This window comes from Aeromicrobium tamlense (assembly GCF_013408555.1).
In the GTDB taxonomy this organism is placed as follows: domain Bacteria; phylum Actinomycetota; class Actinomycetes; order Propionibacteriales; family Nocardioidaceae; genus Aeromicrobium; species Aeromicrobium tamlense.
The window spans coordinates 2,604,427-2,630,039 of the sequence record NZ_JACBZN010000001.1 but is presented as its reverse complement, the minus strand read 5'-3'; the positions used below and the strand labels follow the sequence as shown (position 1 = coordinate 2,630,039).

Genomic DNA, 25,613 nt, shown 5'->3' with positions numbered 1-25,613 from the left:
CGGTCTACTGGGGCCGGCGGTGCACCTTGTGCTGCGCGGCCTGCGCGACGGGCTTGATGACCATGAGGTCGATGTCCACGTGCGGCGGCCGCGTGGCCACCCACGTGATGGCGTCGGCGATGTCCTGCGCGAGCAGCGGCTCGTCGACGCCGGCGTAGACGGCCTCGGCGCGGGCGACGTCGCCCTCGAACCGGGTGAGGCTGAACTCCTCGGTCTTGACCATGCCCGGGGCGATCTCGCTGATCCGCACCGGCTGGCCGTTCAGCTCGAGTCGCAGCGTCTCGGTGACGACCGCGAGCGCGTGCTTGGCCGCGGTGTAGCCGCCGCCGCCCTCGTAGGCGACGCGTCCGGCGGTGGAGCCCACGTTGATGATCGTGCCGGCGCCCGAGTTGATGAGTGCCGGCGCGAGCGCCTGGGTCACCGCGACGGTGCCGAGCACGTTGGTCTCGTACATCCAGCGCCAGTCGTCGAGGTCGGCGTCGGTGACGTCGACCATCCCCTTCGCGCCGCCGGCGTTGTTGACGAGCAGGTCGAGCCGGTCGCCGACCGCGTCGGCCAGACGAGCCACGTCGTCGGGGTTCGTGATGTCGCAGGGCAGGGCGATCGCGTCGATCTCCTCGGCGAGTCGCTCGATGCGATCACGGCGTCGGGCGGCGGCGAGGACGGTGAACCCGGCGGCCGACAGGGCGCGGGCCGTGGCCTCGCCGATCCCGCTGCTGGCTCCGGTGACGACGGCGGTGGGCATGGGGACAGCGTGCCAGAATGGAGCCCATGGCTGCCCGAGGGATCCGACGTGTCGCGATGCTGTCGGCGCACACCTCCCCGCTCGACCAGCCGGGCACCGGCGACGCGGGCGGCATGAACGTCTACGTCCTCGAGCTCTCGCGGCGCCTCGCCGCGCGCGGCATCGAGGTCGAGGTCTTCACCCGCGCCACCTCGCGCCACCTGCCCCCGGTCGTCGAGGCCGCCGACGGCATCCGCGTGCACCACGTGGCCGCCGGCCCGTTCGAGGGACTGACGAAGGGCGACCTGCCCAGCCAGCTGTGTGCGTTCGTGCGCGACGTGCTGCGCGTCGAGGCCCGGCACGAGCCCGGCTACTTCGACCTCGTCCACTCGCACTACTGGCTGTCGGGTCAGGTCGGCACCGTCCTGCGCGAGCGCTGGGGCGTGCCGCTCGTGCACTCGATGCACACGATGGCGAAGGTCAAGAACGCGGCGCTGGCCACGGGGGACACCCCCGAGCCCGTCGGACGCGTCGCCGGCGAGGAGGAGATCGTGCGCCTCGCCGACCGCCTCATCGCCAACACGGCCGAGGAGCGCCGCGAGCTGATCGACCTGTACGAGGCCGACCCGCTCGCCGTCGAGGTCGTGCACCCCGGCGTCGACCTCGACGTCTTCAGCGCGTCCCAGCCCGACGACGAGCCGCCGTTGATCGTCTTCGCCGGTCGCATCCAGCCGCTCAAGGCGCCCGACGTCGTGCTGCACGCGTCGGCGCTGATCGACGAGCCGCACCGGGTCGCCATCATCGGCGGTCCCTCGGGGAGCGGCCTGGAGCGTCCCACCGAGCTCACCGACCTCGCCCACCGCCTCGGCATCGCCGACCGCGTCGACTTCGTCCCGACGGTCAGCCAGGCCGAGCTCGCACAGTGGTACTCGCGGGCCGCCGTCGTGTGCGTCCCGTCGCACAACGAGTCGTTCGGGCTGGTCGCCATCGAGGCCCAGGCCTGCGGCACCCCCGTCGTGGCCGCCGCCGTGGGCGGCCTGACCACGGCCGTGGCCGACGGCGTCACGGGCACCCTCGTCGACGGCCACGACCCGGCCGCGTACGCCGCCGCGATCCGCCCCTACCTGGCGGACCCCGCGTTCCGGGCCGAGGCTGGTGCCAAGGCGGTGCGCCACGCCGAGTCGTTCGGCTGGGACGTCACTGCGGAGCGCACCCTCGACGTCTACGCCGCCGCCCTGCACGACCGCGTGGCGGCGCAGGAGGAGGCACGATGACCGACGTCCGCGACGTGATCGAGGCAGCGCTCGACGAGGCCGGGCTGGAGTACACGCGCCACGGCAACGACGTGTTCGAGGTCGAGCTGCCGGGCGAGCGCAAGCTCAAGACCACGTGCCGGCTCGAGGTCAACCAGCACGCGCTGGGCGTGCACGCCTTCGTCGCGCGTCACCCCGACGAGAACCACGAGGCCGTCTACCGCTGGATGCTCGAGCGCAACCTCAAGCTCTACGGCGTCGCGTTCGCGGTGGACTCCGCGGGCGACATCTACCTCGACGGCCGGCTGCCGCTGGAGGCCGTCACGGCCGACGAGCTCGACCGGCTGCTGGGCTCGGTGCTGTCCTACGCCGACGAGTCGTTCAACACGATCCTCGAGCTGGGCTTCGCGTCGAGCATCCGCAAGGAGTGGCGCTGGCGCGAGTCGCGCGGCGAGTCCACGCGCAACCTCGACGCCTTCCGCCACCTGCGCCCGCAGGACTGAGCCCCCGGGCCCCGTCCCGTAGCGTGGTCGGCGTGAAAGCCATCGTCTTCGCCGACGTCGTCGACGCCTGGTCCTACGTGGGCGCGGTGCGCTTCGAGCGGGCCGCGGCGCTCTACACGATCCTGACCGGCGAGCCGATCGACGTCTCGTACCGCGCGGCGACCTTCGGTGCGGCCAGCACGGCCGACGACGTCGCCGCGGCCGCGCGCATCACCGGCATCGACCTCAACGTGGACGAGGTCGTCCCGGCCGACTCCACCGACGCATGGCGGCTGCTGACGTGGGCCGAGGAGTCGGGCTCGGAGGTCCAGCGCGAGCTGCTGCACCAGCTGTGGCGGGCGCACTTCCTCGAGGGCGCCGACGTGTCGGACGGCTTCGTCCTGGCGAGCCGGGCCGCGCTGGTCGGCCTCGAGCTCGAGACGGCCGAGGCGCTGCTGGCCAGCGACGAGCTGGGTGCCGAGGTCGACGAGCAGCGCGAGACCGCCCGCGCGATCGGCGCCGAGGCGTCGCCGTTCGTGGTCGTCGACGCGCGCTACACGCTCGCGGGCGTGCATTCGCAGGACGACTACCTGCGCGCGTTGCAGTCCATCAGCGCGCAGCCCTGAGTCGGGGTCCCGCGCCCGGCACTAGGCTGTCGGCATGAGCACCTTGGTCCTGCTGCGTCATGGTCACAGCGAGTGGAACGCCCTCAACCTGTTCACCGGATGGGTCGACGTCGACCTCAACGAGCAGGGCGTCCAGGAGGCGCTCCGCGCGCCCCAGCTCCTGAACGACGCGGGCATCGCGCCCGACGTCTCGCACACCTCGCTGCTGCGCCGCGCGATCCGCACCGCCGAGATCACGCTCAACGGCATCGACCGCCACTGGATCCCGGTCAAGCGCAGCTGGCGCCTCAACGAGCGCCACTACGGCGCCCTCCAGGGCAAGGACAAGAAGGCCACGCTCGAGGAGTTCGGCGAGGAGCAGTTCATGACGTGGCGCCGCTCGTACTCCACGCCCCCGCCGGCGCTCGACGACGACTCCGAGTTCAGCCAGGCCGGGGATCCCCGCTACGCCGACCTGCCCAGCGAGCTGCTGCCGCGCACGGAGTGCCTCGCCGACGTGCTCGTGCGGATGCTGCCGTACTGGTACGACCAGATCGTGCCCGACCTGCGCGACGACAAGACCGTGCTGGTCACGGCCCACGGCAACTCGCTGCGTGCGCTCGTGAAGCACCTCGACGGGCTCGGCGAGGACGAGGTCGTCGGCCTCAACATCCCCACGGGCATCCCGCTGGTCTACGAGCTCGACGACGACCTCAAGCCCACCCAGCGCGGCGGCCAGTACCTCGACCCCGAGGCCGCCGCGGCCGCGATCGCCGCGGTCGCCAACCAGGGCCGCTGAGAACGCTGGCAGTGACGTTCGCGAGGTCGAAACGCCGTATCCGGCCCCGAAACGTCACGCCCAGCGCCCTCCCGCAGGTCTAGGCGTACTTGTAGCCCAGACCGCGCACGGTCGTGAGGACCGTGGGGTGCGCGGGGTCGTCCTCGATCTTGGCGCGCAGGCGCTTCACGTGGACGTCGAGCGTCTTGGTGTCGCCCACGTAGTCGGCGCCCCACACGCGGTCGATCAGCTGGCCGCGCGTCAGCACGCGGCCGCTGTTGCGCAGGAAGTACTCGAGCAGCTCGAACTCCTTGAGCGGCAGCCGCACCTCGGCGCCGTCGACCGTGACGAGGTGGCGGTCGACGTCCATCCGCACGCCGCCGACCTCGATGACGCTGTCGTCGTCGACCTCCTCGGGCGCACCGCGACGCAGCACCGCGCGGATGCGCGCCACGAGCTCGCGCGGCGAGTACGGCTTGGTGACGTAGTCGTCGGCGCCCAGCTCGAGTCCCACCACCTTGTCGACCTCGGTGTCCTTCGCGCTGACCATGATGATCGGCACCGACGAGGTCTGGCGGATCGTGCGGCACACCTCGGTGCCGGACAGGCCCGGCAGCATGAGGTCGAGCAGCACGATGTCGGCACCGCCGCGCTCGAAGGCGGTCAGCGCGTCCGGGCCGGTCTCGGCGACGGCCACGTCGTACCCCTCCTTGCGCAGGACGTAGGACAGGGCCTCGCTGTAGCTGGCCTCGTCCTCGACGATCAGGACCTTGGTCACTCGCGCTCTCCTTCATCGACGTCCCGCGCCGGCAGCACCAGCGTGAAGGACGATCCGAGGCCCGGCTCACTCCAGACCTCGACGGAGCCGCCGTTGCCGGCGGCGACATGCTTGACGATCGACAGTCCCAGACCGGTGCCGCCGGTGGCGCGGGCGCGCGCCGGGTCGACCCGGTAGAACCGCTCGAAGATCCGGTCCTGCTCCTCCGGCGCGATGCCCACGCCGTGGTCGGACACGGTGATGCGGACGTCCTCGCCGTCGCCGGTCGCGCCCACGGCGACGACCGATCCCTCGGGACTGTAGGTGACGGCGTTCTCGACGAGGTTGCTGACGGCGGCGTGCAGCTGGGCCCGGTCGCCCTGGACGAACAGGTCGGGCTCGACGTCCTGCGAGATCGTGATCGACTTCGCCTCGGCGTCGGTGTGCGAGTGCTCGACCGCCTCGGCGACGAGCTCGCCCACCTTGATCACGGCCGCGTCGTCGCTGCCCAGGTCGGCCTGCAGGCGCGAGAGGTCGATGATCTGCTGCACGAGGCGCGTCAGGCGCTCGCTCTCGGCCTGCATGCGCGACGCGAAGCGCACGACGGCCTCGGGATCGTCGCTGGCCTCGCCCACGGCCTCGGCCAGCAGGCTGATCGCGCCGATCGGGGTCTTCAGCTCGTGGCTGACGTTCGCGACGAAGTCGCGGCGGAGGGTCTCGACGCGCTGCTCGGTGGTGCGGTCCTCGACCAGCGCGAGCATGAGCCCGTGGGAGAGAGGTGCGACGCGGGCGCGCACGTAGACCGGGGGACGGCGGCGGATGCGGATCTCGAACTCGTCCTCGCGCACCTCGCCGTCGCGGCGGACCAGGCGGACGAGGTCGAGCAGCTCCTCGCTGCGCAGGCGGTCGTCGTCGGTCACCAGGCCGAGGCCGATCGCGGCGGCGGAGGCCCGCAGCACGCGCTCCTCCTGATCGAGCACGAGCGCCGACGAGCGCAGCACCGACAGCACGGTGGCGATGTCCGGCGGCACGGCCGGGACGGGGGCGGGAGGGGCGGCCTCCTGGGACCGCTCGGAGAACCACCACACATAGGTGATGAGCGCGCCGAGCACGATGCCGGCGGCGCCGGCCAGGATCTCTGAGACCTCCACGAGACCGATCGTAGGCCGACCGTCCGCCCGAACCGCCATCGCGGCAGGCCCTGCGAGCACGCTTTCCGCTGGCGTTCACCGCCCGTTCACCGCAGGTCGCCGATCATTCACGCAGCACGCCTACGGTCGACCCATGCGCGACCAGTACTACGAGCAGCTCGACCTCATCGTCGACGAGCTCGTCATCATCACCGACCGGGTGCGAGCCGCCGTGGCCGACGCCACTCGGGCCCTGCTCGACACCGACATCGCCACCGCCGAGACCGTCATCGCCGGCGAGCGGGGGATCGACGAGGCCATCGACGAGGTCGAGGAGCGGGCACTCGTCCTGCTCGCGACCCAGCAGCCCGTCGCCACCGACCTGCGCCAGCTGGTCTCGACCCTGCGGATGGTGGCCGACCTGCAGCGCATGAGCGCGCTGGCCGTCCACGTCTCCAAGATCGCGCGCCGCCGCGCGCCGGAGATGGCGGTGCCGCTCCCGGTGCAGCCGCTCATCCGCGACATGGCCAGCGTGGCCCACTCGATGATCGGGTCGGCGGCGCGGATCGTGTCGGAGCGCGACCTCGACGCCGCGGCCGAGCTGGAGGTCGAGGACGACGAGATGGACCGTCTCCGCCAGGAGCTGTTCCGCGTCCTGCTCGACGGCACGTGGGAGTACGGCGTCGACACCGCGATCGACCTCGCGCTGCTGGGGCGCTACTACGAGCGCGTCGGCGACCACGCCGTCAGCATGGCCCGCCGCGTCGTCTACCTCGTCACGGGCGAGCTGCCCGTCGCCTGACGACCGCACGCGAAAGGGCCCCGGCGATCCGCCGGGGCCCTTTCGTCGTGTGTCGGGGGAGTCTCAGCTGCCGCCGGGGGAGGTGTCGCCCTGCTCGGTGTCGGACTGGCCCTCGTCGCCCTCGGCGGGAGCGGACTCCTGAGCCTGGGGCGCCTCGGCCTCGGCCGGGGAGGTGGGACGCTTCGCGACGTCGGAGTACATCTCGGTGCGGGTGACGACCGGGACCTCGATGCTCACGTCGCCGCCGGGCGTCGCGGCGAAGCTGATGGTGACGTAGTCGCCGGCCGCGACGTCGCTGCGGACCACGATCTCGCCCGCCGCGCCGAGCGTGAGGAGCGCGTTCGGCTCCAGCGAGATGGGGCGCGCGAGCTTCTTCGCGGCGCCGTCGACGGTGACCGACTCGATGGTCTGCGCCTCGTCGGACAGCAGGCCGCCGGAGAAGGTGGCCGTGCCGTCGCCGTTGTCGACGAACAGGCCGTTGTAGACCCCGATCGGGCCGGTGCGCAGGTTGGCGCCGACTCCGGCCTGGTACTGCTGGTTCGTCTGGGCGCCGAAGCTCGTACCGCAGGCGGAGAGCGCGAACGGGGCGGAGACGGCCAGGGCGATGGCGGCGATGGTGCGACGACGTGTGCTCACGCTGGCATGGTACCGAGGCCCACCGCGGACGAAGGCAGGCAGGGTACTCCACTGCGCATGTTATTCTGGTCACCTAGGAAAGGTGCTTTCTCCATGGCTTTCTCTGTCGGCGAAACCGTTGTGTACCCCAACCACGGTGCTGCGGTGATCGAAGACATCGAGGTCCGGAACATCAAGGGTGAGGACCGCACGTACCTCGTCCTCCGGATCATCGCTCAGAACGATTTGGTCGTACGTGTGCCGGCCGACAACGTCGACCTGGTGGGGGTGCGAGACGTGGTCGACGAGGCCGGTCTCGAGCGGGTCTTCAGCGTGCTCCGTGCGGAGCACGTCGAGGAGCCCACCAACTGGTCCCGGCGTTACAAGGCGAACCTGGAGAAGCTGCACTCCGGAGACGTCCTGAAGGTGGCCGAGGTCGTGCGCGACCTCTGGCGCCGCGACCACGAGCGTGGCCTCTCGGCCGGTGAGAAGCGGATGCTGGCGAAGGCTCGCCAGATCCTCGTCTCCGAGCTCGCGCTCGCCGAGAACACGAACGAGGACAAGGCCGAGATCCGTCTCGACGAGGTCCTCGCCTCCTGATCACCAGCAGCACCACGAACGCCCGGCTCCGGCCGGGCGTTCGTGCGCTGCGGGCGCCTCACCACCAGGCCAGGCCGAGGGCCACGAGGTCGTCCACGAGCTCGTCGCGGGTCAGCGGCGGGTCCTCGTCCAGCACGAAGCGCACGGCCAGCGACTCCACGGCCAGCACGATCAGCCACGAGGAGCGCGCGGGGTCGCGCCGACGTGCCGCCGGGGACTGCCGGCCGCCGAGGTAGGCGCGCAGCACGTCGCGCACGCGCCGCTCGAGCCCGAGCCGATCGTCGAGGTGCCGCGCGGCGGGGAGCTCCTCCCAGACCACCCGCAGCAGCGTGGGGTCGCGCTCGAGCGCCGACAGCAGCGCCTCGGCCGTCGCGCGGGCCATCGCCTCGGGGTCCTCGTGGACGTGGTCCACGAGCGAGGCCACGACGTCCTCGGCCAACCGGTCGACGTAGCGGGCGGTGACCTCCTCGACGATCGACGCCTTGTCCGGGAAGTACTGGTAGAGCGAGCCGGGGCTGACCTCGGCACGGTCGGCGACGCGGTTGGTGGTGAGCCGGTCGTAGCCGTCCGCCACGAGCACGTCGCGAGCCGCTGCGACGATCCGGTCCACCATCTCGCGCGAGCGCTGCTGCCGCGGCAGCTTCCTCAGGGCCATGACGCGAATTGTATGCGAGCAAATGCTCGTGTCACGGTGTTCCCATGACGACGGTCCAGGTCCCGCCCACGCGGTTTCGCGCCGGGGGACAGCGCAATGTGCGGTTGGGGCGGGTGCTGAGGACGCTCGCCGGGGTCCGCGAGGTCGACGAGGACCTCATGGAGCGGATCGGGCGGGGGTTCACCGAGCGCGACGAGCTGGGGGCGCGCCTGGCTGCGGCGATGCGGCTGCCGGCCGGCGACCCCGAGAAGGTCTCGATGGCGCAGTTCCGCGCGGCACTCGAGCACGGGGTGGACGACGCGACGCCTCCCTCGCTCGCCGCATTCGTGGGGACGCTGGAGCAGGACCCGCCGTGGCTCGACCGCGACCTCGTCGACGAGGGCGCGCGGGTGTTCCGCCGGTTCGGCCGCAACGCCGCCGACGTGCTACTGCAGCTCTCGCTGATCGGCGGCTACCGGTTCGGTGGACCGCCGGACCTGCTCGTGGCGACGGGCGCGCTGGCCGGGTCGTCCACCCGCCGGCGGCTGGCCGAGACCCAGTCGTGGGCGGTGGCGGTGACCACGCCCGGCGGACTGGCGGTGCGCGGCGAGGGCTGGCGCACGACGGCACACGTCCGCGCGATGCACGCGCTGGTGAACCACACGTTCGCGTCGCGCTGGGACACCGCGCGGTGGGGACTGCCGATCAACCAGGCCGACCAGGCCGGCACGCTCGGCCTGTTCGACGGCACCGTGCTGATCGGCGTGAAGGCGCTCGGTGTCCCGGTGAGCCGGCGCGACTCCGACGCCGTGATGCACCTGTGGAAGTACGTGGGCTGGCTCATGGGCGTCGACGAGCAGTGGCTCGTCGACAGCGAGCGCGAGCGTCAGCGGATCAACTACCACGTGGTGCTGGCGCAGGACACCATCACCGAGGCGGGGCCGCGGCTCTCGCAGGACATCATCTCGGTGCTCGGGGAGCTGCCGCACGGCCGCTGGAAGACCGAGCGCACGCTGAGCATGCTCAGCCTGTTCCTCGGCCGCGAGAGCATGCGCGAGCTCGGGCTGCCCTGGCGGCCGCCGTGGGCGCACGCGATGCTCTGGGTCGCGAACAGCGCCCGGCACCGCGTGCTGGGGCACCTTCCCGGCGGCCGCGAGCGGCTCGAGGACGGCGGCGCACGGGTGGCCCAGCGGATCCTCGCGGAGTACTACGCGTCCGACGACCGCGCCGTCGCGGACCTCCCGACCTGAGTGTGCCTACTAGAGGACCAGGGCGACGGCGATGGCGGCGATGCCCTCGCCGCGGCCGGTGAGGCCGAGGCCGTCGGTGGTGGTGCCCGAGAGCGAGACCGGGGCTCCGATGGCCTCCGAGAGGACCTGCGTGGCCTCGTCGCGGCGGCCGGAGAGGCGCGGCTCGTTGCCGATCAGCTGCACGCTCACGTTGCCGACGGACAGCCCGGCCTCGCGGACGAGGTCGGCCGTGGCGCGCAGGAACTCGGTGCCCGACGCTCCGGCGTAGCGCGGGTCGGCCGTGCCGAAGCGGCTGCCGATGTCGCCCAACCCTGCGGCGGTCAGCACGGCGTCGACCATCGCGTGCGCGACGCAGTCGCCGTCGGAGTGGCCCTCCAGCCCGCGCGGAGCGTCGGGCCAGTGCAGACCGGCCACCCAGAGGGGACGGCCGTCGACGAGCTGGTGGACGTCGGTTCCGATGCCGACCCGGGGAGCGCTCACGCCTGAACCCTAGTCGGGCTCAGAACGTGAGGCGCTTGTTCCGCGGCGCGATGACGTAGACGACGCCGCCGCTGCCCTTCAGCCACGCGCGCTCGAACTGCGCCCGGTCGTAGGTGCGGCGGACCTGCGAGTTCGTGCGGCCCGCGGGGTCGTTCACCAGGACGTCGCCGCCCTTCGTGAAGCCGCGCACGACCATGAGGTGGCCCGGCGTGGCGCTGATCGGCGAGCCGCTCAGCTGGCCGCGGCCGAACGCCACGGACGTCACGACCGGCACGCCCTTCTTGACGTAGGCCTCGATCTCGCGCAGGTTCACCAGGCGGTGGACCACGGCGTCGGTGCTGTACATCGACGCGTAGGCCGTGTTGAACGGCCAGGTGCCCGTGCCCTTGTAGGACGAGTCGTAGGAGTAGCGCGCGGCGTGGTCGACCCAGCGGTCGGCGCCGGACGCCCACGCGTAGTCGGCGGCCTTCGGGCCGAGGCCGTAGTAGCGCAGCACCATCGAGGTCGAGGTGGGCGAGCACCAGGCCTCGCCGCCGCCGCCGTACTGCGGGTAGTGGCCGGAGTGGATCATCTGCGACGACGCCGGGACCTTGAGGTCCACCGTGCTCGTCATGGTGGTCTTCGACGTGCCCGCGGTCTTGCTCACGTACGTCGACGAGACGCCGGCGACGGTGCGCACGATCGGGGTCTTGGTCTTCACGGTCTTGCGGCCTGCCGAGACCTGCACCTGCCACTTCGAGAACGTCTTGCCCGTGACCGCGCGGACGACGTCGGTGTCGACGCGGGCCAGCCGGTCGGCCTGCGCGCCGAACGTGCGGCGCTGGCCGCCCGCGAGGGCGTGGCGCCACTGGGCGACGGTCTTCCAGGACGACACGGTGGAGCCGCTGGACACGCGCACCTTGACCTTGATCCACGTGCCGCTGGGCATGCGGGTGACGTTCCACGAGGGGATCAGCGCGGTGCTGGCCTGCGGGGTCGCGACCCACGGCGAGCGCCAGGACTTGGCCTTCGCGCCGGCGGGGATCGTCAGCTTCGGCGTGAACTGGGTCAGCTTCGGGCGCGGGTAGGAGGCGGCCTCGGCGGGCGCGGTGGCCATGCCCGGCGCGATCAGGACGGACGTCAGCAGGGCCGTGAGCGCTGCCGCGACGGGGAAGAGTCGGCGGATCACCGGATCAGGCTAAGTGAAAACTGTGGCGGTTGGTAGCGAAGTGACGGCGCTGGTGCGGTTCGTCGCGGTCCGTGGGCCTGTCCGCGGCCGATACGCTGGGGGCGTGACGATGCGCCTCTACGACTCCGCCAGCCGCGAGCTGCGACCGCTCGACCCCGTCGTGCCCGGCCAGGTCGGCATCTACCACTGCGGGCTGACCGTGCAGGGTCCGCCGCACATCGGCCACATCCGCAAGGAGCTGGTCTTCGACGTGCTGCGCCGCTGGCTCGAGCACGCGGGCCTCCAGGTCACGATCATCGCCAACGTCACCGACATCGAGGACAAGATCCTCGCCAAGGGCCGTGAGCAGGGCAAGCCGTGGTTCGAGGTCGCCTACGAGAACGAGCGCGCGCTGCACGCCGCCTACGAGGTGCTGGGCTGCCGCCCGCCCACGTACGAGCCGCGCGCCACGGGCCACGTGCCCGAGATGATCGAGATGATCACCGAGCTCATCGACCGCGGCCACGCCTACCCGGCCACCGACGGATCGGGCGACGTGTACTTCGACGTCCGCTCCTGGCCCGACTACGGCCAGCTGTCCAACCAGCGCCTCGACGACATGCAGGCCGCGCCCGACGCCCCGCCCGAGGGCAAGCGCGACCCGCGCGACTTCGCGCTGTGGAAGGGCCGCAAGACCGACGAGCCCGAGTCCGCCTCGTGGCCCACACCGTGGGGTCGCGGCCGACCCGGCTGGCACCTCGAGTGCTCGGCAATGGCCGCGAAGTACCTCGGTCACGAGTTCGACATCCACGGCGGCGGCCTCGACCTGCGCTTCCCGCACCACGAGAACGAGCTGGCCCAGTCGCGCGCGGCCGGCCAGCGGTTCGCGCGGGTGTGGATGCACAACGCGATGCTCAACCTGGGCAACTCCAAGATGAGCAAGAGCGTCGGCAACACGCTCACGGTCGGGGAGGTCGTCAAGCGCGTCCCGGCGATCGCGGTGCGGTACTACCTCGTCGCCGCGCACTACCGCTCGATCATCGAGTTCAGCGAGCAGTCGCTCGCCGAGGCGGCCACGGCGTTCGAGCGCATCGAGGGCTTCTGCGTGCGCGCCGCCGAGCTGGTCGGTGAGGGCGAGCCCGGCACGGTGCCGCAGGCGTTCGCCGACGCGATGGACGACGACCTCTCGGTCCCGGCGGCGCTCGCGGTGCTGCAGGCCGAGATCGGCGAGGGCAACCGCCAGCTCGCCGACGGCGACACCGCGGCGCTCGCCGCGACGCTGGCCTCGGTCCGCGCGATGCTCGACGTGCTGGGTCTGGACCCGCTCACGTGGGGCACGCAGGACGGCTCGGGCGTCGCCACCGACGCGCTCGGCCAGCTGGTCGACGCGCTCGTCGCGGCGCGCGCGGAGGCCAAGGCCGCGAAGGACTGGGGTCGCGCCGACGAGCTGCGCGACCAATTGACTGCTGCGGGGATCGAGCTCGAGGACACGCCCTCGGGGACCCGCTGGAACCTGAAGGGTGGCCGCTGATGGCCGGCAACAGCAAGCGCAAGGGCGCGATCAAGAAGACCGGCAAGGGCAACCCCACCGCCGGCTCGGGCGGACGACGCCGACAGGGTCTGGAGGGCAAGGGCCCCACGCCCCGCGCCGAGGACCGTCCGAACCACAAGAAGTACAAGATGGCCCAGGCGGCCGAACGGCGTCAGTCGGGCCGGCCGAAGCGACGGGGCGACGACGGTCCCGAGCTGGTGGTGGGCCGCAACTCCGTCGTGGAGCTGCTGCGCGCCAGCGTGCCGGTCGTGTCGCTCCAGGTCGCCGAGGGCATCGACCGCGACGACCGGGTCCGCGAGATCTTCCAGCTCGCGGCCGACCTGCACGTGCCGCTGCTCGAGGTGGCCCGCAACGAGCTCGACCGCATCACGTCGGGTGCCGTCCACCAGGGCATCGCGGCCAAGCTCGAGGCGTACGACTACGCCGACCCCGACGACCTGCTCGACCTCGCGGCCGAGCGCGGTGAGCCGCCGCTCATCGTCATGCTCGACAGCATCACCGACCCGCGGAATCTCGGCGCGATCGTGCGCTCGGCGGCCGGTTTCGGCGTGCACGGCGTCGTCATCCCCGAGCGTCGTGCGGCCCAGATGACCGCCGCCGCGTGGAAGACCTCGGCCGGGGCCGCGGCCCGCGTCCCGGTGGCACGCGCCACGAACCTCACCCGCCAGATCAAGGCCTACCAGGAGGCGGGCCTCATGGTCATCGGCCTGGCCGCCGACGGCGACGTCGCGCTGCCCGAGATGGACCTCGGCGACGGACCGCTCGTGGTCGTCATCGGCAGCGAGGGCAAGGGACTGTCGCGACTGGTCGGCGAGACGTGCGACCAGCTCGTGTCCATCCCGATGTCCTCGACGCTGGAGTCGCTCAACGCCGGCGTCGCGGCGGGCATCTCGCTCTACGCGATCAGCCAGGCGCGCGCCTGAGTCAGCTGCCCAGCACCTGGCGCAGGTAGGCGTTGCCGAACCGGCGCTCGGGGTCGAGCCGGTCGCGCACGGCGACGAAGTCGTCGAACCGCGGGTAGACCGCGCGGAAGTGGTCGGGCCCGAGGGTGTGCATCTTGCCCCAGTGGGGCCGGCCCTCGTGCGCGACGAAGATGTCCTGCATCGCCGCGAAGTACTCCGCCGGGTCGGTGCGGTGGTACTGGTGCACCGCGATGTAGACGTTGTCGCGCTCGTACCCGGTGGACATCCAGATGTCGTCGGCCGCCGTGAAGCGCACCTCGACGGGGAACGAGACGTACTGGTCGGTGCGTGCGTACCAGCGCTGCATCTCGGCGATCGCGTCGGCGGCGGCGGCCCGCGGCAGCGCGAACTCCGACTCGCGGAAGCGGACGCGACGCGGCGAGATGAAGACCTCGTGCGACACGTCGGTGTACTCGCGGGCGCCGAGCAGCGAGCCCGAGAGGGCGTTGATGCGCGGGATCAGCGAGGGCTTGCGCGTCGAGAGCCGCTGGACCTGCTCGTAGACGGTGTTCGACAGGAGCTCGTCGTCGAGCGCGTGGCGCCAGCGGGGCAGCGGCGCGCGCGTCGTGCCGTCGGGCACGCGGTTGTTGCGCTTCGTGAGGGCCTTGTCGGTGTGCGGGAAGAAGTAGAACTCGAAGTGGTCGTTGCCGTCGACGAGCGCGTCGAGCCCGGAGATCACGTCCGAGAGCGCCATCGGCTCCTCGCGTGCGTGCAGCAGGAACGACGGGACGCACTGGAGCGTGACCTCGGTGACGATGCCGAGCGCGCCCAGGCCCACGCGGGCGGCGTCGAAGAGCTCGTGGTCGGGTCCGATCTCGAGCACCTCGCCGTCGGCGGTGACGAGCTGGATCCCGGCGACCGCCTTGGCGATGCCGAAGAGCCGCGCGCCGGTGCCGTGGGTGCCGGTGGAGGTGGCGCCGGCGACCGACTGCGGATCGACGTCGCCGAGGTTCGGCAGCGCCAGCCCGAGCGACGTGAGGCGGCGGTTGAGGTCGTGCAGCGAGATGCCCGCCTGCACGCGCACGAGGCCCGTGCGGGTGTCGGCGCTCAGCACACGGTCCATGCGGTCGAGCCGCAGCTGCACGCCCTCGGGCTGCGCGATGGGCGTGAACGAGTGGCCCGCGCCGACCGCCTTGACCCGCGGGTGGGCGCGGACGAGCGCCACCACCTCGTCGGTGGAGCCGGGGTGCTCGATTGCGTCGGGCGAGGCCGTGACGTTGCCGGCCCAGTTGCTCCACGAGGTCATCCGAAGTTCTTCCCTTCGCCGCGGTAGGTGGGGGTCAGCGAGGCCTGGCCGGCGGCGTCGACGATCGCGACCCGGTCGAACCGCTCGCACATCTCGCCGGCCTTGGCGTGACGGAACAGCACGCGGTCGCCGATCGCCAAGGTGCGGGCGACCTTGCCGCGCAGCGGCGACTGCACCTCGCCGGCGCCCTCGTTGGGGTAGTACTCGAGGCCCTCGGGCCACACGGGCGTGGGCACGCGCGACGTCGAGGCCGGCCCCGAGGCGATGTAGCCGCCGCCGAAGCACGTGGCCGCGTCGCGGCTGGGCTTGCGCACGACCGAGAGGGCGAAGAACGCCGCGGGTCGCGGGGTGAAGGACCGGTAGTCGTCGAACAGGGTGGGCACGAAGAGTCCCGAGCCGGCCGCGAGCTCGGTGACCGACGCGTCGTCGCGCCAGACGTCGAGGCTGCCGGTGCCGCCCGCGTTGACGATCTGCAGGTCGGTCATCGCACCGACCGCCTTGACGATCTTGCGGCGGCGGCGCCGGAGCTCGGCCGTGGAGCGCCGCTTCACCATCGCGATGGCCGGGCCGCCGTCGGGCAGGCCCGCGATCTGTGCGTCGTAGAACATCAGGCCGACGAGGTCGAACCCACGGCGGGCGGTGATCGTCGCAGCGATCCGCTTCGCGTCGCGGGCGGTGTGCACGGGGGAGCGGTGGGCGCCCAGGTGCGCGCCCAGCATCCGCAGCGACGAGTCGACGTCGAGGCACACCCGGATCGGCGGGTGGTCGGGTCCCAGGAACGAGTCGATGAGGTCGAGCGCCTCGATCGAGTCGACCATCACGGTGATGGACGCGAGCCGCCGCTCGTCGGCGACCAGGTCGGCGTAGGCCTCGCGGTCGACGCTGGGGTACGCCAGCAGGATGTCGTCGACGCCCTGGTCGGCCAGCCAGACGGACTCGGCCAGCGAGTAGGTCATCACCCCGCGGAAGCCGTCGAGCGTGAGCGCGTTCTTGATGATCGAGCGCACCCGGATCGACTTGGTGGCCAGCCGGATCGGCTTGCCGCCCGCGCGACGGACGAGGTCGGACGCGTTGGCCCACAGCGCCTCCTCGTCGATCACCGCGTACGGGGTGTCGAGCAGGCTCGTGGCGCGCAGCAGGCGGGGGTACGGGGGAGTCGGGTTCGCAGGAGCCACCGGGCCAGTATGCATACTGGACGGGTGCGTCGACCGGTCCTGCTGCTCGTGTTGGTGACCTTCGTGCTGGCGGGATGCACCGGAGGGTCGGACGAGCCCGAGGAGACCGCGGCGACGCCGGATCCGCAGCCCGCGCCCACGCAGCAGATCACGCTCGACGACCTCGGGATCGCCGGCTGGCCCGCGCCCGACGGCGCGATCCCCGAGCCGCCCGCCCGGCCCGACGGCGTGTCCGCCGCGGAGTACGAGGAGATGACCGACGCGGTCGCGACGTGGGGTCTGCAGGCCGCCACCGACCCCGGGGCGGTCGGCGAGGACCTGCCGAAGTCCCTCGTCGCCGCGATCGACGACGCCGCGGACGCGCAGACCGAGCCCGCACTGGCGCGGGCCACCGTCCTCGACCCCGATCTCGAGCTGCGGGACACGCGCATGACCGCGGTCTGGGAGACCTCGCAGGACGCCGGGTCGGTCGACCTCTCGCTGCAGACCCGCACCGCCTACGAGGTGGAGAACGACGAGGGGCTCGTCCGCGTCATCGGCGTGCTGCGCACCCAGGGGGTCATCGCCAGCGACGGCGCCGACGAGTGGGGCACCCTCACCGGCTGGCAGGAGTTCGGCGCCGCCGACTGCGCGATCGTGCTCGACGGGTTCCTCACGCCGGGCGGCGACTCCGACGACCAGGTCACCGACCTCACGCAGTTCGCCGAGATCGGCAACGGCGACGAGGCGGTCACGCCGGCCCTGCCGGAGGAGGACCAGGTCGACGAGGACTTCGCGCGAGCGTGCCGGGCCGGCCGCGTCTGAGCGTCGTTAGGATGAGGCGGTCGGCCACGGCCGCGCCCCTGTAGCTCAGTCGGTAGAGCGCCTCTCTTGTAAAGAGGATGTCGCGGGTTCGAATCCTGTCGGGGGCTCCGGGCCGTCAGGACCGCCACGGGTCCTCGCGCCGCCCCAGCGTCGGGAAGTGCAGCGAGACGCCGTCGCGGCCCGCCAGGTACCGCAGCTCGCGCATCGTCACGTCGAGGTCGTCGCCCGCGTACGGCAGCGCGCGCAGCGGCCGGTCCAGCGGGCGGAAGAAGTCGTCCCAGTGCGTGAGCACGACGCGACGCGCGCCCACGGCGAGGACGGTGTGGGTCCAGTACCCCTCGACGTACTCCGGGCCCAGCAGCCCGAGCTGGCCGATGCCCAGGAAGACGACCTCGGCGCGCAGCCCGTCGAGGGCGCCCGGTACGAAGCCGGCACTGCCCTGGACGAGCGTGGCGCCCACCGCGTCGTGCTCGACGAGCAGTGACCAGGCCTCCCCGCAGCGGTAGGCGCCGGCGCGCGCGGGCACCGCGAGCGGCTGGTCGATCGTGCCGGGGTAGCGGTCGGGCGGGCAGTGCTCCGACGGCACGGCGGTGACGCGCCAGGGGCCCAGCTCCATCGGCACGCCCGGCGTCGCGGGCCGCAGGCGGTCGTCGGGCAGCCCGGCGCCACGACCGACGTTCAGCGTCGAGGTGCCGCCGACGAGGGCGGCGCCGGTCCGCCGGGCGACCTCGGGCGCGTCCATGACGTGGTCGAAGTGGCTGTGCACGGGCAGCACCGCCTCGAGGTGCGAGGCCTCGGGCCCGGCGAGACCCACCCGCCGCAGCCCGTCGGCGATCCGGGCGAGGTCGGGCGCGATTCGGCCCAGCCCGACCCGTAGCAGGGACGGGCGCGAGAAGAACCCGTCCGTGAGCAGGGCCGAGCGGCCGTCGTCGAACGCGAGCGTCGAGACCCCGCCGAAGGTCACGGAGGGTGCGCCCGCGGCCGCCTCCGGGAGGTCGAACAGGGCGGCGTGGGTGGAGAGGTCGGGGCGGCCGGGCTTGATGCGCATGGCTCAGGACTCTCTCACGCGGCGGCGCGCGAGGCACCCCGCTCGGGCTACGGTCGGGTCATGGACTCCACCGACCTCCCGTCCCTCGTCCGCGACCAGCTCGCCGCGGCGGGCCAGGCCTCGAGCGGCCGCAGCGCCGTCGCGCTGCACCGGGGGCGCCACCACCACCTGCGCCAGACGGTCATCGCGCTCGCGGCCGACCGCCGACTCGACGAGCACGAGGCGCCGCCCGAGGCGACGCTGCAGGTGCTGTCGGGACGCGTCCGCCTGACGGCGGGGGAGGAGTCCTGGGAGGGCGCCGCGGGCGAGCTGCTGGTGATCCCCGACCACCGCCACGACCTGCTGGCGCTCGAGGACGCCGCCGTCCTGCTGACCACCTTCGTTCCCGCGGGCTCATGATCCGCGTCCGCCGCGTGCAGGAGGACCCGTCGCCCGACGACGGGCTGCGCGTGCTGGTCGACCGGCTGTGGCCGCGCGGCATGACGAAGGAGCGCGCGGCGGTCGACGTCTGGCTCAAGGAGGTCGCGCCCAGCACCGAGCTGCGCCAGCTCTTCCACCACGAGCACATCGCCTTCTCGGCGTTCGCCGACGAGTACGCGAACGAGCTCGACGCCAACCCGGCCCTCGACGAGCTGCGCGGCCTGGTCGCCGAGCACGACGTCGTGACCCTCCTGTACGCCGCGCGCGACGAGCAGCACAACCACGCGCTGCTGCTGAAGGACCGCCTCCAGCGGTCCAGCGGCGAGCGCGACTAGGCCGCCGCGTGGCCGTCCTGCTGGTCGCGGCCGGCCTGGCGACCCTCGTGATCGGGGCGGAGCTGCTGGTGCGCGGCGGTGCCGCCGTCGCGACCCGGCTCGGCGTCCCGCCGATGGTCATCGGGCTCACGGTCGTCTCGATCGGCACGAGCCTGCCCGAGCTGGCGATCGGGATCGACGCGGCGCTGCGCGACGCGGGCCCGCTCGCCGTGGGCAACATCGCGGGCACCAACATCGTCAACCTGCTGCTGATCCTGGGGCTGAGCGCGGCGCTCGTGCCCCTGGCCGTCGAGTCGCGCACGATCGTCTTCGAGCTGCCGGTCGTCGCGGCCGTGTCCATCCTCGTGGTGGTGCTGGCGCTCGACGGACGGCTCTCGCGCGCCGACGGCACGCTGCTGGTCGTCATCGCCGCGGTCTACACGCTGGCGGTCGTGGTGCTCGCCGTGCGCGACCCCGCCCGGCCACCGGCCGAGCCCGACGCGTCCGGCGGAGGCCTGGCCCGGCACCTCGTCGTGCTGGTCGCCGGACTCGGGGTCGTCGTGCTGGGCGCCGACTGGCTCGTGCACGGCGCGGTCGACCTGGCGGCCTCCCTCGGGGTGAGCGAGGTCGTCATCGGCCTCACCGTCGTGGCGATCGGCTCCTCGGCGCCCGAGCTGGTGACGACCGTCGTGTCCACGCTGCGCGGCAACCGCGACATCGCGGTCGGCAACCTCATCGGCTCGAGCGTCTACAACCTCGCGCTGATCCTGGGCGTGACGTCGCTCGTCGCGCCGCTGGAGGTCACGAGCGACCTGATCCGGGTCGACCTGCCGCTCATGGCGTTCGTCGCGGTGATGCTGCTGCCGGTGCTGGCCACCGGGCGCCGGATGTCGCGTGCCGAGGGCGTCGCGGCCGTGCTCGCCTACGTCCTGTACCTGGGCGTCGTCCTCGCGGTGCGCACCTGAGACGATGCACCTCATGGAGACCCCCCAGCCGCACAGCGACTTCATCCTCACCTTCGCCTGCCCCGACCGGGTGGGCATCGTCGCGGCCATCGCCTCCACGCTGGCGCAGGACGAATGGACGATCACCGAGAGCCAGCAGTACGCCGACCCCGACACGCGCCGCTTCTTCATGCGCGTGCGGTTCGCCGCCGACCGCCAGGTGGCGCTCGACGACATGCGCGCCGCGCTGGCGCCCGTGCTCGAGCCCTTCGAGATGGACTGGGACCTGCACGACGCCACCGCGCCGCTGCGTGTCGTCGTGATGGTCTCCAAGCAGGGCCACGTCCTCAACAACCTGCTCTTCCACACGCGCCAGGGCCAGCTGCCGATCGAGATCGTCGCCGTCGTGTCGAACCACCCCGACTGGCGCGAGACGGTGGAGTGGCACGGCATCGAGTTCCACCAGATCCGTGTCACGCCCGAGACCAAGCGCGAGACCGAGCAGCTCGTGCTCGACCTCATGGACGAGAAGGGCGCCGAGGCGCTCCTCCTGGCGCGCTACATGCAGATCCTCACCGACCAGATGTGCCGCGACGTGCACGGCCGCGCCATCAACATCCATCACTCGCTGCTGCCGAGCTTCAAGGGCGCGCGCCCGTACGAGCAGGCGCACCGCCACGGCGTGAAGGTGATCGGCGCGACCGCGCACTACGTGACGGCCGACCTCGACGAGGGTCCGATCATCGAGCAGGACTTCCGCCGGGTCGACCACCGCTCGTCGGCCTCCGAGCTGGCCGCGATGGGCCAGGATCTCGAGGCCCGCGCGCTCGTGCACGCCGTGCGGGCGCACGCCGAGCACCGGGTGCTGCTCAACGGGATGAAGACGGTCGTCTTCGACTGAGCCGGACGGCCGAGGCCGGCGCCTCGGTCAGCTCTCGCGCTCGCGCTCCTGCGCGGCGTCGGCCTCGTCGGCCTGGACGTCGGCCACCGTGGGCGCGGTCATCGCCGCCACCGGATCCCCACCGGCGGTGAGCGAGGAGTCGATCCGGTCGTTCGCGTAGCGCAGCACCTCGGCGATGGTGGCCGTGACGGGCACTGCGAGGAACGCGCCGGTGATGCCGAACAGCGAACCGCCCGCGGTGACGGCCATCAGCACGACGGCCGGATGCAGGTTCATGCTCTTGCCCTGCAGGATCGGCGAGAGGACGTTGCCCTCGAGCTGCTGCACCACGATGATCACGACGAGGATGATGAGCGCGTCCTGCGGCGAGTTCGTCACGAGGGTCACCAGCACGGCGATGGCGCCGCTGGCGAACGCACCGACGATCGGGATGAAGCCACCGATGAAGGTGATGACCGCGAGCGGCACCCACAGCGGCTGACCGACCACCGCGAGCGCGATGCCGATCAGCACCGCGTCGATGAACGACACGAGCGCCTGCGTGCGGATGAAGCCGCCGAGGGTGTTCCACGCTCGGTTCAGCATCTCGCGCAGGTGGCCGCCGACGCGGTGGCCGCCGAGGCGCTCGACCCACGGCAGGAAGCGGTGGCCGTCCTTGATGAACAGGAAGGTCAGGATCAGCACGAGGACGGTGTTGAGGACGACGTTGGTGGCGACGCCGATCGTGGAGAGCACGCCGCTGCTGATGTCGCCGGCGCTGTCGCGCAGCCAGTCCTCCACCGAGTTCAGGGCGTTCGTGATCTGGCCGGCCTCGATCGGCAGCGGCCCGTTGACGAGCCAGTCCTGCACCTCGCTGACGCCCTTCGCGGCGCGGTCGGCGATCTCGGGGGCCTCGTCGACCAGCTGCGGGATGAGGATGGAGAACAGGAAGCCCAGCGCGGCCAGGAAGGCGAGCATCACGACGCCCGCCGCGGCGGCCGCGGGGACGCCGAGCTCGCGCAGGCGCTTGGTGGGCGGGCCGAGGACGGTGGCGAACAGGATCGCCAGCGACACGGGGAACCAGATCATCCAGGTGCGGCCGACGCCCCAGCCCAGCACGTAGAGGGCGGCGGCGATCACGATGATGCGCAGGCCCCAGCGCTGGATGACCACGAAGCCCTGGTCGATGAGGACGGCGCGGTCGCGGATGCGTGTCTGGCTCACGCGGCAACCCTAGCGGGGCAGTTCCCACTCCACCGGCTGCGCGTCCTGCGCGCGCAGGGCGTCGTTCGCGCGGCTGAACGGGCGCGAGCCGAAGAATCCTCGCGAGGCGGACAGCGGGCTCGGGTGCGCCGACTCGATCCGCGGCACGTCGCCGAGGCGCGGGGCGAGCGACTGGGCGTCGCGACCCCACAGGATCGCGACCAGCGGGCCGCCGCGCTCGACGAGCGCCGCGATGGCGCGGTCGGTGACCGCCTCCCAGCCGCGTCCGCGATGGCTCGCGGCCTCGCCGGGCCGCACGGTCAGGCAGCGGTTGAGCAGCATGACGCCGCGGTCGGCCCAGGCCGAGAGGTCTCCGTGCGACGCGGGCGCGATGCCGAGGTCGGCCTCCAGCTCGCGGTAGATGTTGGCCAGGCTGCGGGGCACCGGGCGCACGTCGGGCCGGACCGAGAACGAGAGCCCCATCGGGTGGCCGGGCGTGGGGTAGGGGTCCTGCCCCGTGATGAGCACGCGCACCTGCGCGAGCGGGGTGCGGAAGGCGCGGAAGATGGCGTCGGGCTCGGGCAGGTAGGTGTGGCCCGCGGCGACCTCGGCGCGCAGGAAGTCGCCCATCGCGGCGATCTGGGGCGCCACCGGCTCCATCGCCTCGGCCCAGTCGGGCGCCATGAGGTCGCGCAGGCTCACGGGTGCCTCCTGAGGGCCGAGGGTGCCAGCGCGCTCGCCACGAGGCACAGCGCCAGCGGCACCAGGAACGCGGTCGTGAGCGGCACCCAGTGCGTCAGCAGGCCGATCACCGAGGGGCCGCTGAGCAGCGCGACGTAGCCCATACCGGTGACCCGGGCGATGATCGCGGCGCCGTGGCGGGGGTCCACGTTGCCGGCGGCGCTGAAGAACTGGGGCACGCAGCCGGCCAGGCCGATGCCGACCACGGCCCAGCCCGCGATCGCGACGGCGGGGGTCGGCGCGACGATCGCGATCGCCAGGCCCACCGCGCCGAGCAGCGAGGCCCAGCGCACGAACCGTCCGGGTCCGATGACCGCGACGACCCGGTCGACGAGCAGTCGCGTGACGAACATGGCGAGGCTGAACGCGCCGTACGCGACGGCCGCGAGCGCCTCGGTCGTGCCGAGCTCGTCGCGCAGGTGGACGGTGCTCCAGTCGTAGGCGACCCCCTCGGCCAGCATCAGGGCGAAGGCGAGCGCGCCGAGCAGCACGATCTGCGCGGTCCACGGCGGACGGCCGGGACGGTCGTCGGCGTCGCGGACGTCGTGGTCGAGCAGGTGGGGCCGGATGACAACCAGCAGGACGAGGCCGATCACCGCGAACAGGACGAAGTTCAGCGGGATGGGCCAGCCGAGGGCGAGCATCCCCGCACCGAGCGCCGACGCCGCGAACCCGCCGGCCGAGAACCAGGCGTGCACCGAGGACATGATCGGCCGGCCGTACGCGCGCTCCACCGTGACGGCCTGGGCGTTCTGCGCGACGTCGACGATGCCGTTGGCGAAGCCGAGCACGCCGAGGGCGGCCGCGAGGGTCCACAGGTCGGTGGCCAGTCCGGGCAGCGTCACGGTGAGCACCATCGCGAGCAGCGCGGCGGTGACCGCCTTGGCGCTGCCGGTGCGGTCGACGAAGAAGCCGGCGGCCTGCATGCCGATCCACGCGCACGCGCCCATCCACAGCAGCAGCGTGCCGAGCGTGGCGGCCGTGATGTCGGTGCGGTCCATGACCACGGGGATGTGCACGATCCATGCGCCGAGCAGGAATCCGTTGCTGAACAGCAGTCCGGATGTCGCCACCCGGGCGCGCCCGATCGTCGCCTCCACCATTGCACCGAGTCTAGGAGGCCCACCCGTGGCGCCGACGGGTAGCATGGGCGGGTTGTGTCCTCCGCCATCGCCGACTACCGCCGCCTCTGGGGCGCAGCTGGATTCTCGTTCGTCGCGGTGGCCTTCCTGGGGCGCATCCCGCTGGCCATGAGCCAGATGGGCGTCCTGATGCTCGTGGCCCAGGCCACCGGCAAGTACGGCATCGCCGGCGCCACCGCCGGAGCGCTCGCGGTCGCCAGCGCGATCGGCTCGCCCTTCTTCGGGGCCGCGGCCGACCGCATCGGGCAGCGACCCGTCGTGCTCACCCAGTCGATCCTCGGCGCGATCGGTCTCGTGACGGTCGTCTACGCGGCCGACCACGGCGTGTCCTCGGGGACCCTGATCGTCATCGCCGCCGCCACCGGCCTGGTCATGCCGCAGGTCGGACCGCTGGCCCGCGTGCGCTGGCGCCCCGTCCTCGCGCTGCGCGTCAGCGAGGGCCGCATCCGCTCCGACGAGGTCGACCGCTTCGTCGACCTGGCCTTCTCCTACGAGGGCGCGGGCGACGAGGCGTCGTTCGTGCTCGGTCCGGCGCTCGTCGGCATCCTCGGCGTGCTGATCGGCGCCGACGGCGCGCTGCTCGCCGCGGCCGCGCTGCTGCTGGTCTTCGGCTCGTGGTTCGCGGTCCACCGCACCGCCGCGCTCGTGCCGCGCGGCAGCGAGCACGCGCCCACCCACGGCGTCAGGATGTGGACCTCGGCGTTCATCGTCCTGGCCGTGGCCGTGTTCCTCATGGGCACCTTCTTCGGCAGCATCCAGGCCGGCTCCACCGTGCTGGCCACGCAGCAGGGCCACCCCGACGTGGCGGGCCTCATCCACGCGGTGCTCGGCATCGGCAGCATGGTCGCGGCGCTGTCGCTGGCGGCCGTCCCGGCCAGCGTCCTCTACGCCACGCGCATGCTGTGGGCGTCGGGCGCGATGGTCGTCCTGGCGTTGCCGCTGCTGCTCGTCCAGACGATCCCGCAGGTCGTCGCGGTGATCGCGGTCCTGGGCTTCGCGGTCGCGCCCTACCTGATCAGCGCCTTCGCGCTGGCCGGCCTCATCGTGCCGCCCGCCCGGATCGGCACGGCCATGACGTTCATGGCCGGCGGCACGGGCCTGGGCTACGCGACGGGCGCGTCGCTCGCGGGTCGCGCGGCCGACGGCGCGTTCGGCCCCTCGGGCCCCACCCCCGCGTTCGCGGTCACGATCTCGGCCATGGCGATCGCCTTTGTGCTCTCGCTGGCCACGCAGCGCATCCTGCGGAACGCCAAGATCGTCTCCTGACGCGGCTCCGCCGGGACGAACGACGAGGCATCGCGCCCCGCTCCGGTACCCGAATGCCTCATCCTGCGTCGGCCGCGAGGCGCGCCGTCAGCCGATCGCGCGCGGCGGGCCACTCGTCGTCGAGCATCGAGTAGGTCACGGTGTCGCGCCAGCTGCCGTCGTCGCGCAGCTTGTGCTTGCGCAGCACGCCCTCGCGCTGGGCGCCGAGCCGCGCGATCGCGGCCTGTGACCGGTCGTTGCGGATGTCGGTGTGCCACACGACGCGCACGCAGCCGAGCTCGTCGAACGCCCGCGTGAGCAGCAGCAGCTTGGCCTCGGTGTTGAGCCCGGTCCGCCAGAAGCGCCGGCCGATCCAGGTGTGCCCGATCGCCACGGTGCGGAGCTCGGCGTCGACGTCGTAGTAGGAGGTCGTCCCCGCCACCTCGCCCGTGTGGGCGTCGATCTGCGCCCACGGCACCAGCGCCGGGTCGGCCACGGCACGCGCGATGTGGGCGGCCGCGACCTCGGGGGACATGACGTCCCAGCGGCGCAGGTGCTCGAAGACGGCGGGGTCGTCGCCGGCGGCGGCGAGGCCCTCGGCGTGCTCGGGTCCGAGGGGCTCGAGGCGCACGAGGCGCCCGGCGATCGGCACCGGCGTGGTCCAGGGATCGGTCACGGGA

The 25,613-nt window shown here is 72.5% G+C and carries 29 protein-coding genes and 1 tRNA gene; 16 read left to right on the top strand and 14 right to left on the bottom strand.

The features are described 5' to 3' along the window. Nucleotides 1–4: 4 nt before the first annotated feature. On the bottom strand, nucleotides 5–745 hold the full coding sequence (locus BJ975_RS12985) for an SDR family NAD(P)-dependent oxidoreductase (protein WP_179426577.1): 741 nt from the start codon (nucleotides 743–745) through the stop codon (nucleotides 5–7). A gap of 26 nt (nucleotides 746–771) precedes the next feature. Between BJ975_RS12985 and mshA the strand changes: the two genes are divergently transcribed. From mshA to BJ975_RS12965, 4 genes are read left to right on the top strand one after another with little or no spacing between them, the layout of a single operon-like run. Beyond that, entirely contained in the window at nucleotides 772–1,998 is a 1,227-nt protein-coding gene (gene mshA, locus BJ975_RS12980) for a D-inositol-3-phosphate glycosyltransferase (protein ID WP_179426575.1), read from the top strand. Continuing rightward, nucleotides 1,995–2,480 carry a type III secretion system chaperone family protein gene (locus BJ975_RS12975; protein WP_179426573.1) on the top strand — a complete coding sequence of 162 codons (486 nt, stop codon included), beginning with the start codon at nucleotides 1,995–1,997 and terminating at the stop codon, nucleotides 2,478–2,480. Before mshA ends, BJ975_RS12975 begins: the two co-directional genes overlap by 4 nt. Before the next feature lie 32 nt (nucleotides 2,481–2,512). Beyond that, nucleotides 2,513–3,085 (top strand): DsbA family oxidoreductase, encoded by a 573-nt coding sequence (locus tag BJ975_RS12970; RefSeq protein ID WP_179426571.1) that lies wholly within the window; start codon nucleotides 2,513–2,515, stop codon nucleotides 3,083–3,085. A gap of 34 nt (nucleotides 3,086–3,119) precedes the next feature. Beyond that, nucleotides 3,120–3,863: a phosphoglyceromutase gene (locus BJ975_RS12965; RefSeq protein WP_179426562.1), complete on the top strand. Its 744-nt coding sequence runs from the start codon at nucleotides 3,120–3,122 to the stop codon at nucleotides 3,861–3,863. A gap of 79 nt (nucleotides 3,864–3,942) precedes the next feature. Here BJ975_RS12965 and BJ975_RS12960 read toward each other — a convergent pair whose 3' ends face one another. Both BJ975_RS12960 and BJ975_RS12955 read right to left on the bottom strand, forming a co-directional pair. After that, on the bottom strand, nucleotides 3,943–4,620 hold the full coding sequence (locus tag BJ975_RS12960) for a response regulator transcription factor (RefSeq protein WP_179426560.1): 678 nt from the start codon (nucleotides 4,618–4,620) through the stop codon (nucleotides 3,943–3,945). Next, nucleotides 4,617–5,750, bottom strand: coding sequence for a sensor histidine kinase (locus tag BJ975_RS12955; protein ID WP_317628273.1), 1,134 nt, complete (start codon nucleotides 5,748–5,750; stop codon nucleotides 4,617–4,619). Before BJ975_RS12955 ends, BJ975_RS12960 begins: the two co-directional genes overlap by 4 nt. A 133-nt stretch (nucleotides 5,751–5,883) precedes the next feature. On the opposite strand from BJ975_RS12955, the gene phoU reads away from it, so the two are divergent. After that, the gene (phoU, locus tag BJ975_RS12950) at nucleotides 5,884–6,531 is read left to right on the top strand and encodes a phosphate signaling complex protein PhoU (protein WP_179426556.1); all 648 of its coding nucleotides are present in this window, start codon (nucleotides 5,884–5,886) and stop codon (nucleotides 6,529–6,531) included. Between the two features lie 63 nt (nucleotides 6,532–6,594). Here the strand turns inward: phoU and BJ975_RS12945 are convergent, their stop codons facing one another. After that, entirely contained in the window at nucleotides 6,595–7,167 is a 573-nt protein-coding gene (locus BJ975_RS12945; protein ID WP_179426554.1) for a hypothetical protein, read from the bottom strand. A 93-nt stretch (nucleotides 7,168–7,260) separates the two neighbouring features. Between BJ975_RS12945 and BJ975_RS12940 the strand changes: the two genes are divergently transcribed. Beyond that, on the top strand, nucleotides 7,261–7,746 hold the full coding sequence (locus tag BJ975_RS12940) for a CarD family transcriptional regulator (RefSeq protein ID WP_179426552.1): 486 nt from the start codon (nucleotides 7,261–7,263) through the stop codon (nucleotides 7,744–7,746). Nucleotides 7,747–7,804: 58 nt separating this feature from the next. Here BJ975_RS12940 and BJ975_RS12935 read toward each other — a convergent pair whose 3' ends face one another. Continuing rightward, nucleotides 7,805–8,401, bottom strand: a complete 597-nt coding sequence (locus tag BJ975_RS12935; protein WP_218845904.1) for a TetR/AcrR family transcriptional regulator — start codon at nucleotides 8,399–8,401, stop codon at nucleotides 7,805–7,807. Nucleotides 8,402–8,445: 44 nt separating this feature from the next. Here BJ975_RS12935 and BJ975_RS12930 point away from each other — a divergent pair, with 44 nt between their 5' ends. Beyond that, complete coding sequence (locus BJ975_RS12930) at nucleotides 8,446–9,630, top strand: oxygenase MpaB family protein (RefSeq protein WP_179426550.1); 1,185 nt, start codon at nucleotides 8,446–8,448, stop codon at nucleotides 9,628–9,630. Between the two features lie 9 nt (nucleotides 9,631–9,639). On the opposite strand, the gene ispF is transcribed toward BJ975_RS12930, so the two are convergent. Both ispF and BJ975_RS17155 read right to left on the bottom strand, forming a co-directional pair. Continuing rightward, complete coding sequence (ispF, locus tag BJ975_RS12925; RefSeq protein ID WP_179426548.1) at nucleotides 9,640–10,110, bottom strand: 2-C-methyl-D-erythritol 2,4-cyclodiphosphate synthase; 471 nt, start codon at nucleotides 10,108–10,110, stop codon at nucleotides 9,640–9,642. Nucleotides 10,111–10,129: 19 nt separating this feature from the next. After that, nucleotides 10,130–11,278 carry a peptidase C39 family protein gene (locus tag BJ975_RS17155; protein WP_179426546.1) on the bottom strand — a complete coding sequence of 383 codons (1,149 nt, stop codon included), beginning with the start codon at nucleotides 11,276–11,278 and terminating at the stop codon, nucleotides 10,130–10,132. 103 nt (nucleotides 11,279–11,381) lie between these two features. Here BJ975_RS17155 and cysS point away from each other — a divergent pair, with 103 nt between their 5' ends. After that, entirely contained in the window at nucleotides 11,382–12,788 is a 1,407-nt protein-coding gene (cysS, locus tag BJ975_RS12915) for a cysteine--tRNA ligase (RefSeq protein ID WP_179426544.1), read from the top strand. Then, entirely contained in the window at nucleotides 12,788–13,732 is a 945-nt protein-coding gene (rlmB, locus tag BJ975_RS12910) for a 23S rRNA (guanosine(2251)-2'-O)-methyltransferase RlmB (RefSeq protein ID WP_179426542.1), read from the top strand. Before cysS ends, rlmB begins: the two co-directional genes overlap by 1 nt. A 1-nt stretch (nucleotide 13,733) precedes the next feature. Here rlmB and BJ975_RS12905 read toward each other — a convergent pair whose 3' ends face one another. Both BJ975_RS12905 and BJ975_RS12900 read right to left on the bottom strand, forming a co-directional pair. Then, nucleotides 13,734–15,017: a D-arabinono-1,4-lactone oxidase gene (locus tag BJ975_RS12905; RefSeq protein ID WP_179426540.1), complete on the bottom strand. Its 1,284-nt coding sequence runs from the start codon at nucleotides 15,015–15,017 to the stop codon at nucleotides 13,734–13,736. Beyond that, nucleotides 15,014–16,192 carry an amino acid deaminase/aldolase gene (locus BJ975_RS12900; RefSeq protein ID WP_317628274.1) on the bottom strand — a complete coding sequence of 393 codons (1,179 nt, stop codon included), beginning with the start codon at nucleotides 16,190–16,192 and terminating at the stop codon, nucleotides 15,014–15,016. The genes BJ975_RS12905 and BJ975_RS12900 overlap by 4 nt, the downstream gene beginning before the upstream one ends. A gap of 24 nt (nucleotides 16,193–16,216) precedes the next feature. On the opposite strand from BJ975_RS12900, the gene BJ975_RS12895 reads away from it, so the two are divergent. Further along, the gene (locus tag BJ975_RS12895; RefSeq protein WP_179426536.1) at nucleotides 16,217–16,996 is read left to right on the top strand and encodes a hypothetical protein; all 780 of its coding nucleotides are present in this window, start codon (nucleotides 16,217–16,219) and stop codon (nucleotides 16,994–16,996) included. A gap of 34 nt (nucleotides 16,997–17,030) precedes the next feature. Then, nucleotides 17,031–17,103: transfer RNA gene (locus BJ975_RS12890), tRNA-Thr, on the top strand. A gap of 8 nt (nucleotides 17,104–17,111) precedes the next feature. Here the strand turns inward: BJ975_RS12890 and BJ975_RS12885 are convergent. Further along, nucleotides 17,112–18,044 carry an MBL fold metallo-hydrolase gene (locus BJ975_RS12885; RefSeq protein ID WP_179426534.1) on the bottom strand — a complete coding sequence of 311 codons (933 nt, stop codon included), beginning with the start codon at nucleotides 18,042–18,044 and terminating at the stop codon, nucleotides 17,112–17,114. A gap of 60 nt (nucleotides 18,045–18,104) precedes the next feature. On the opposite strand from BJ975_RS12885, the gene BJ975_RS12880 reads away from it, so the two are divergent. From BJ975_RS12880 to purU, 4 genes are read left to right on the top strand one after another with little or no spacing between them, the layout of a single operon-like run. Beyond that, on the top strand, nucleotides 18,105–18,443 hold the full coding sequence (locus BJ975_RS12880) for a cupin domain-containing protein (protein WP_179426532.1): 339 nt from the start codon (nucleotides 18,105–18,107) through the stop codon (nucleotides 18,441–18,443). Next, nucleotides 18,440–18,799, top strand: a complete 360-nt coding sequence (locus tag BJ975_RS12875; protein ID WP_179426530.1) for a DUF488 domain-containing protein — start codon at nucleotides 18,440–18,442, stop codon at nucleotides 18,797–18,799. The genes BJ975_RS12880 and BJ975_RS12875 overlap by 4 nt, the downstream gene beginning before the upstream one ends. Before the next feature lie 8 nt (nucleotides 18,800–18,807). Next, nucleotides 18,808–19,743: a sodium:calcium antiporter gene (locus BJ975_RS12870; RefSeq protein WP_218845902.1), complete on the top strand. Its 936-nt coding sequence runs from the start codon at nucleotides 18,808–18,810 to the stop codon at nucleotides 19,741–19,743. 13 nt (nucleotides 19,744–19,756) lie between these two features. Further along, nucleotides 19,757–20,623: a formyltetrahydrofolate deformylase gene (purU, locus tag BJ975_RS12865; protein ID WP_179426528.1), complete on the top strand. Its 867-nt coding sequence runs from the start codon at nucleotides 19,757–19,759 to the stop codon at nucleotides 20,621–20,623. Nucleotides 20,624–20,650: 27 nt separating this feature from the next. Here purU and BJ975_RS12860 read toward each other — a convergent pair whose 3' ends face one another. Genes BJ975_RS12860 through BJ975_RS12850 form a run of 3 tightly spaced genes read right to left on the bottom strand, consistent with a single transcriptional unit; the run spans nucleotide 20,651 to nucleotide 23,649 of the window. Then, the gene (locus BJ975_RS12860; RefSeq protein WP_179426526.1) at nucleotides 20,651–21,826 is read right to left on the bottom strand and encodes an AI-2E family transporter; all 1,176 of its coding nucleotides are present in this window, start codon (nucleotides 21,824–21,826) and stop codon (nucleotides 20,651–20,653) included. 9 nt (nucleotides 21,827–21,835) lie between these two features. Continuing rightward, nucleotides 21,836–22,507, bottom strand: a complete 672-nt coding sequence (locus tag BJ975_RS12855; protein WP_269305206.1) for a uracil-DNA glycosylase — start codon at nucleotides 22,505–22,507, stop codon at nucleotides 21,836–21,838. Then, nucleotides 22,504–23,649, bottom strand: a complete 1,146-nt coding sequence (locus BJ975_RS12850) for an MFS transporter (RefSeq protein ID WP_179426524.1) — start codon at nucleotides 23,647–23,649, stop codon at nucleotides 22,504–22,506. Before BJ975_RS12850 ends, BJ975_RS12855 begins: the two co-directional genes overlap by 4 nt. Before the next feature lie 54 nt (nucleotides 23,650–23,703). Between BJ975_RS12850 and BJ975_RS12845 the strand changes: the two genes are divergently transcribed. After that, nucleotides 23,704–24,954, top strand: coding sequence for an MFS transporter (locus BJ975_RS12845; protein ID WP_179426522.1), 1,251 nt, complete (start codon nucleotides 23,704–23,706; stop codon nucleotides 24,952–24,954). A gap of 58 nt (nucleotides 24,955–25,012) precedes the next feature. Here BJ975_RS12845 and BJ975_RS12840 read toward each other — a convergent pair whose 3' ends face one another. Then, nucleotides 25,013–25,609: a GNAT family N-acetyltransferase gene (locus BJ975_RS12840; protein ID WP_179426520.1), complete on the bottom strand. Its 597-nt coding sequence runs from the start codon at nucleotides 25,607–25,609 to the stop codon at nucleotides 25,013–25,015. Nucleotides 25,610–25,613 lie beyond the last annotated feature (4 nt).

Excerpts from the sequence above, each read along its gene's own strand:
- BJ975_RS12975 (WP_179426573.1), top strand. The coding sequence starts at position 1,995 with ATGACCGACGTCCGCGACGTGATCGAGGCAGCGCTCGACGAGGCCGGG.
- BJ975_RS12885 (WP_179426534.1), bottom strand. The coding sequence starts at position 18,044 with ATGCGCATCAAGCCCGGCCGCCCCGACCTCTCCACCCACGCCGCCCTG.
- BJ975_RS12875 (WP_179426530.1), top strand. The coding sequence starts at position 18,440 with ATGATCCGCGTCCGCCGCGTGCAGGAGGACCCGTCGCCCGACGACGGG.
- mshA (WP_179426575.1), top strand. The coding sequence starts at position 772 with ATGGCTGCCCGAGGGATCCGACGTGTCGCGATGCTGTCGGCGCACACC.
- BJ975_RS12965 (WP_179426562.1), top strand. The coding sequence starts at position 3,120 with ATGAGCACCTTGGTCCTGCTGCGTCATGGTCACAGCGAGTGGAACGCC.
- BJ975_RS12985 (WP_179426577.1), bottom strand. The coding sequence starts at position 745 with ATGCCCACCGCCGTCGTCACCGGAGCCAGCAGCGGGATCGGCGAGGCC.
- purU (WP_179426528.1), top strand. The coding sequence starts at position 19,757 with ATGGAGACCCCCCAGCCGCACAGCGACTTCATCCTCACCTTCGCCTGC.
- BJ975_RS12935 (WP_218845904.1), bottom strand. The coding sequence starts at position 8,401 with ATGGCCCTGAGGAAGCTGCCGCGGCAGCAGCGCTCGCGCGAGATGGTG.
- BJ975_RS12930 (WP_179426550.1), top strand. The coding sequence starts at position 8,446 with ATGACGACGGTCCAGGTCCCGCCCACGCGGTTTCGCGCCGGGGGACAG.
- BJ975_RS12880 (WP_179426532.1), top strand. The coding sequence starts at position 18,105 with ATGGACTCCACCGACCTCCCGTCCCTCGTCCGCGACCAGCTCGCCGCG.
- phoU (WP_179426556.1), top strand. The coding sequence starts at position 5,884 with ATGCGCGACCAGTACTACGAGCAGCTCGACCTCATCGTCGACGAGCTC.
- BJ975_RS12905 (WP_179426540.1), bottom strand. The coding sequence starts at position 15,017 with ATGACCTCGTGGAGCAACTGGGCCGGCAACGTCACGGCCTCGCCCGAC.
- BJ975_RS12940 (WP_179426552.1), top strand. The coding sequence starts at position 7,261 with ATGGCTTTCTCTGTCGGCGAAACCGTTGTGTACCCCAACCACGGTGCT.
- BJ975_RS12850 (WP_179426524.1), bottom strand. The coding sequence starts at position 23,649 with ATGGTGGAGGCGACGATCGGGCGCGCCCGGGTGGCGACATCCGGACTG.
- rlmB (WP_179426542.1), top strand. The coding sequence starts at position 12,788 with ATGGCCGGCAACAGCAAGCGCAAGGGCGCGATCAAGAAGACCGGCAAG.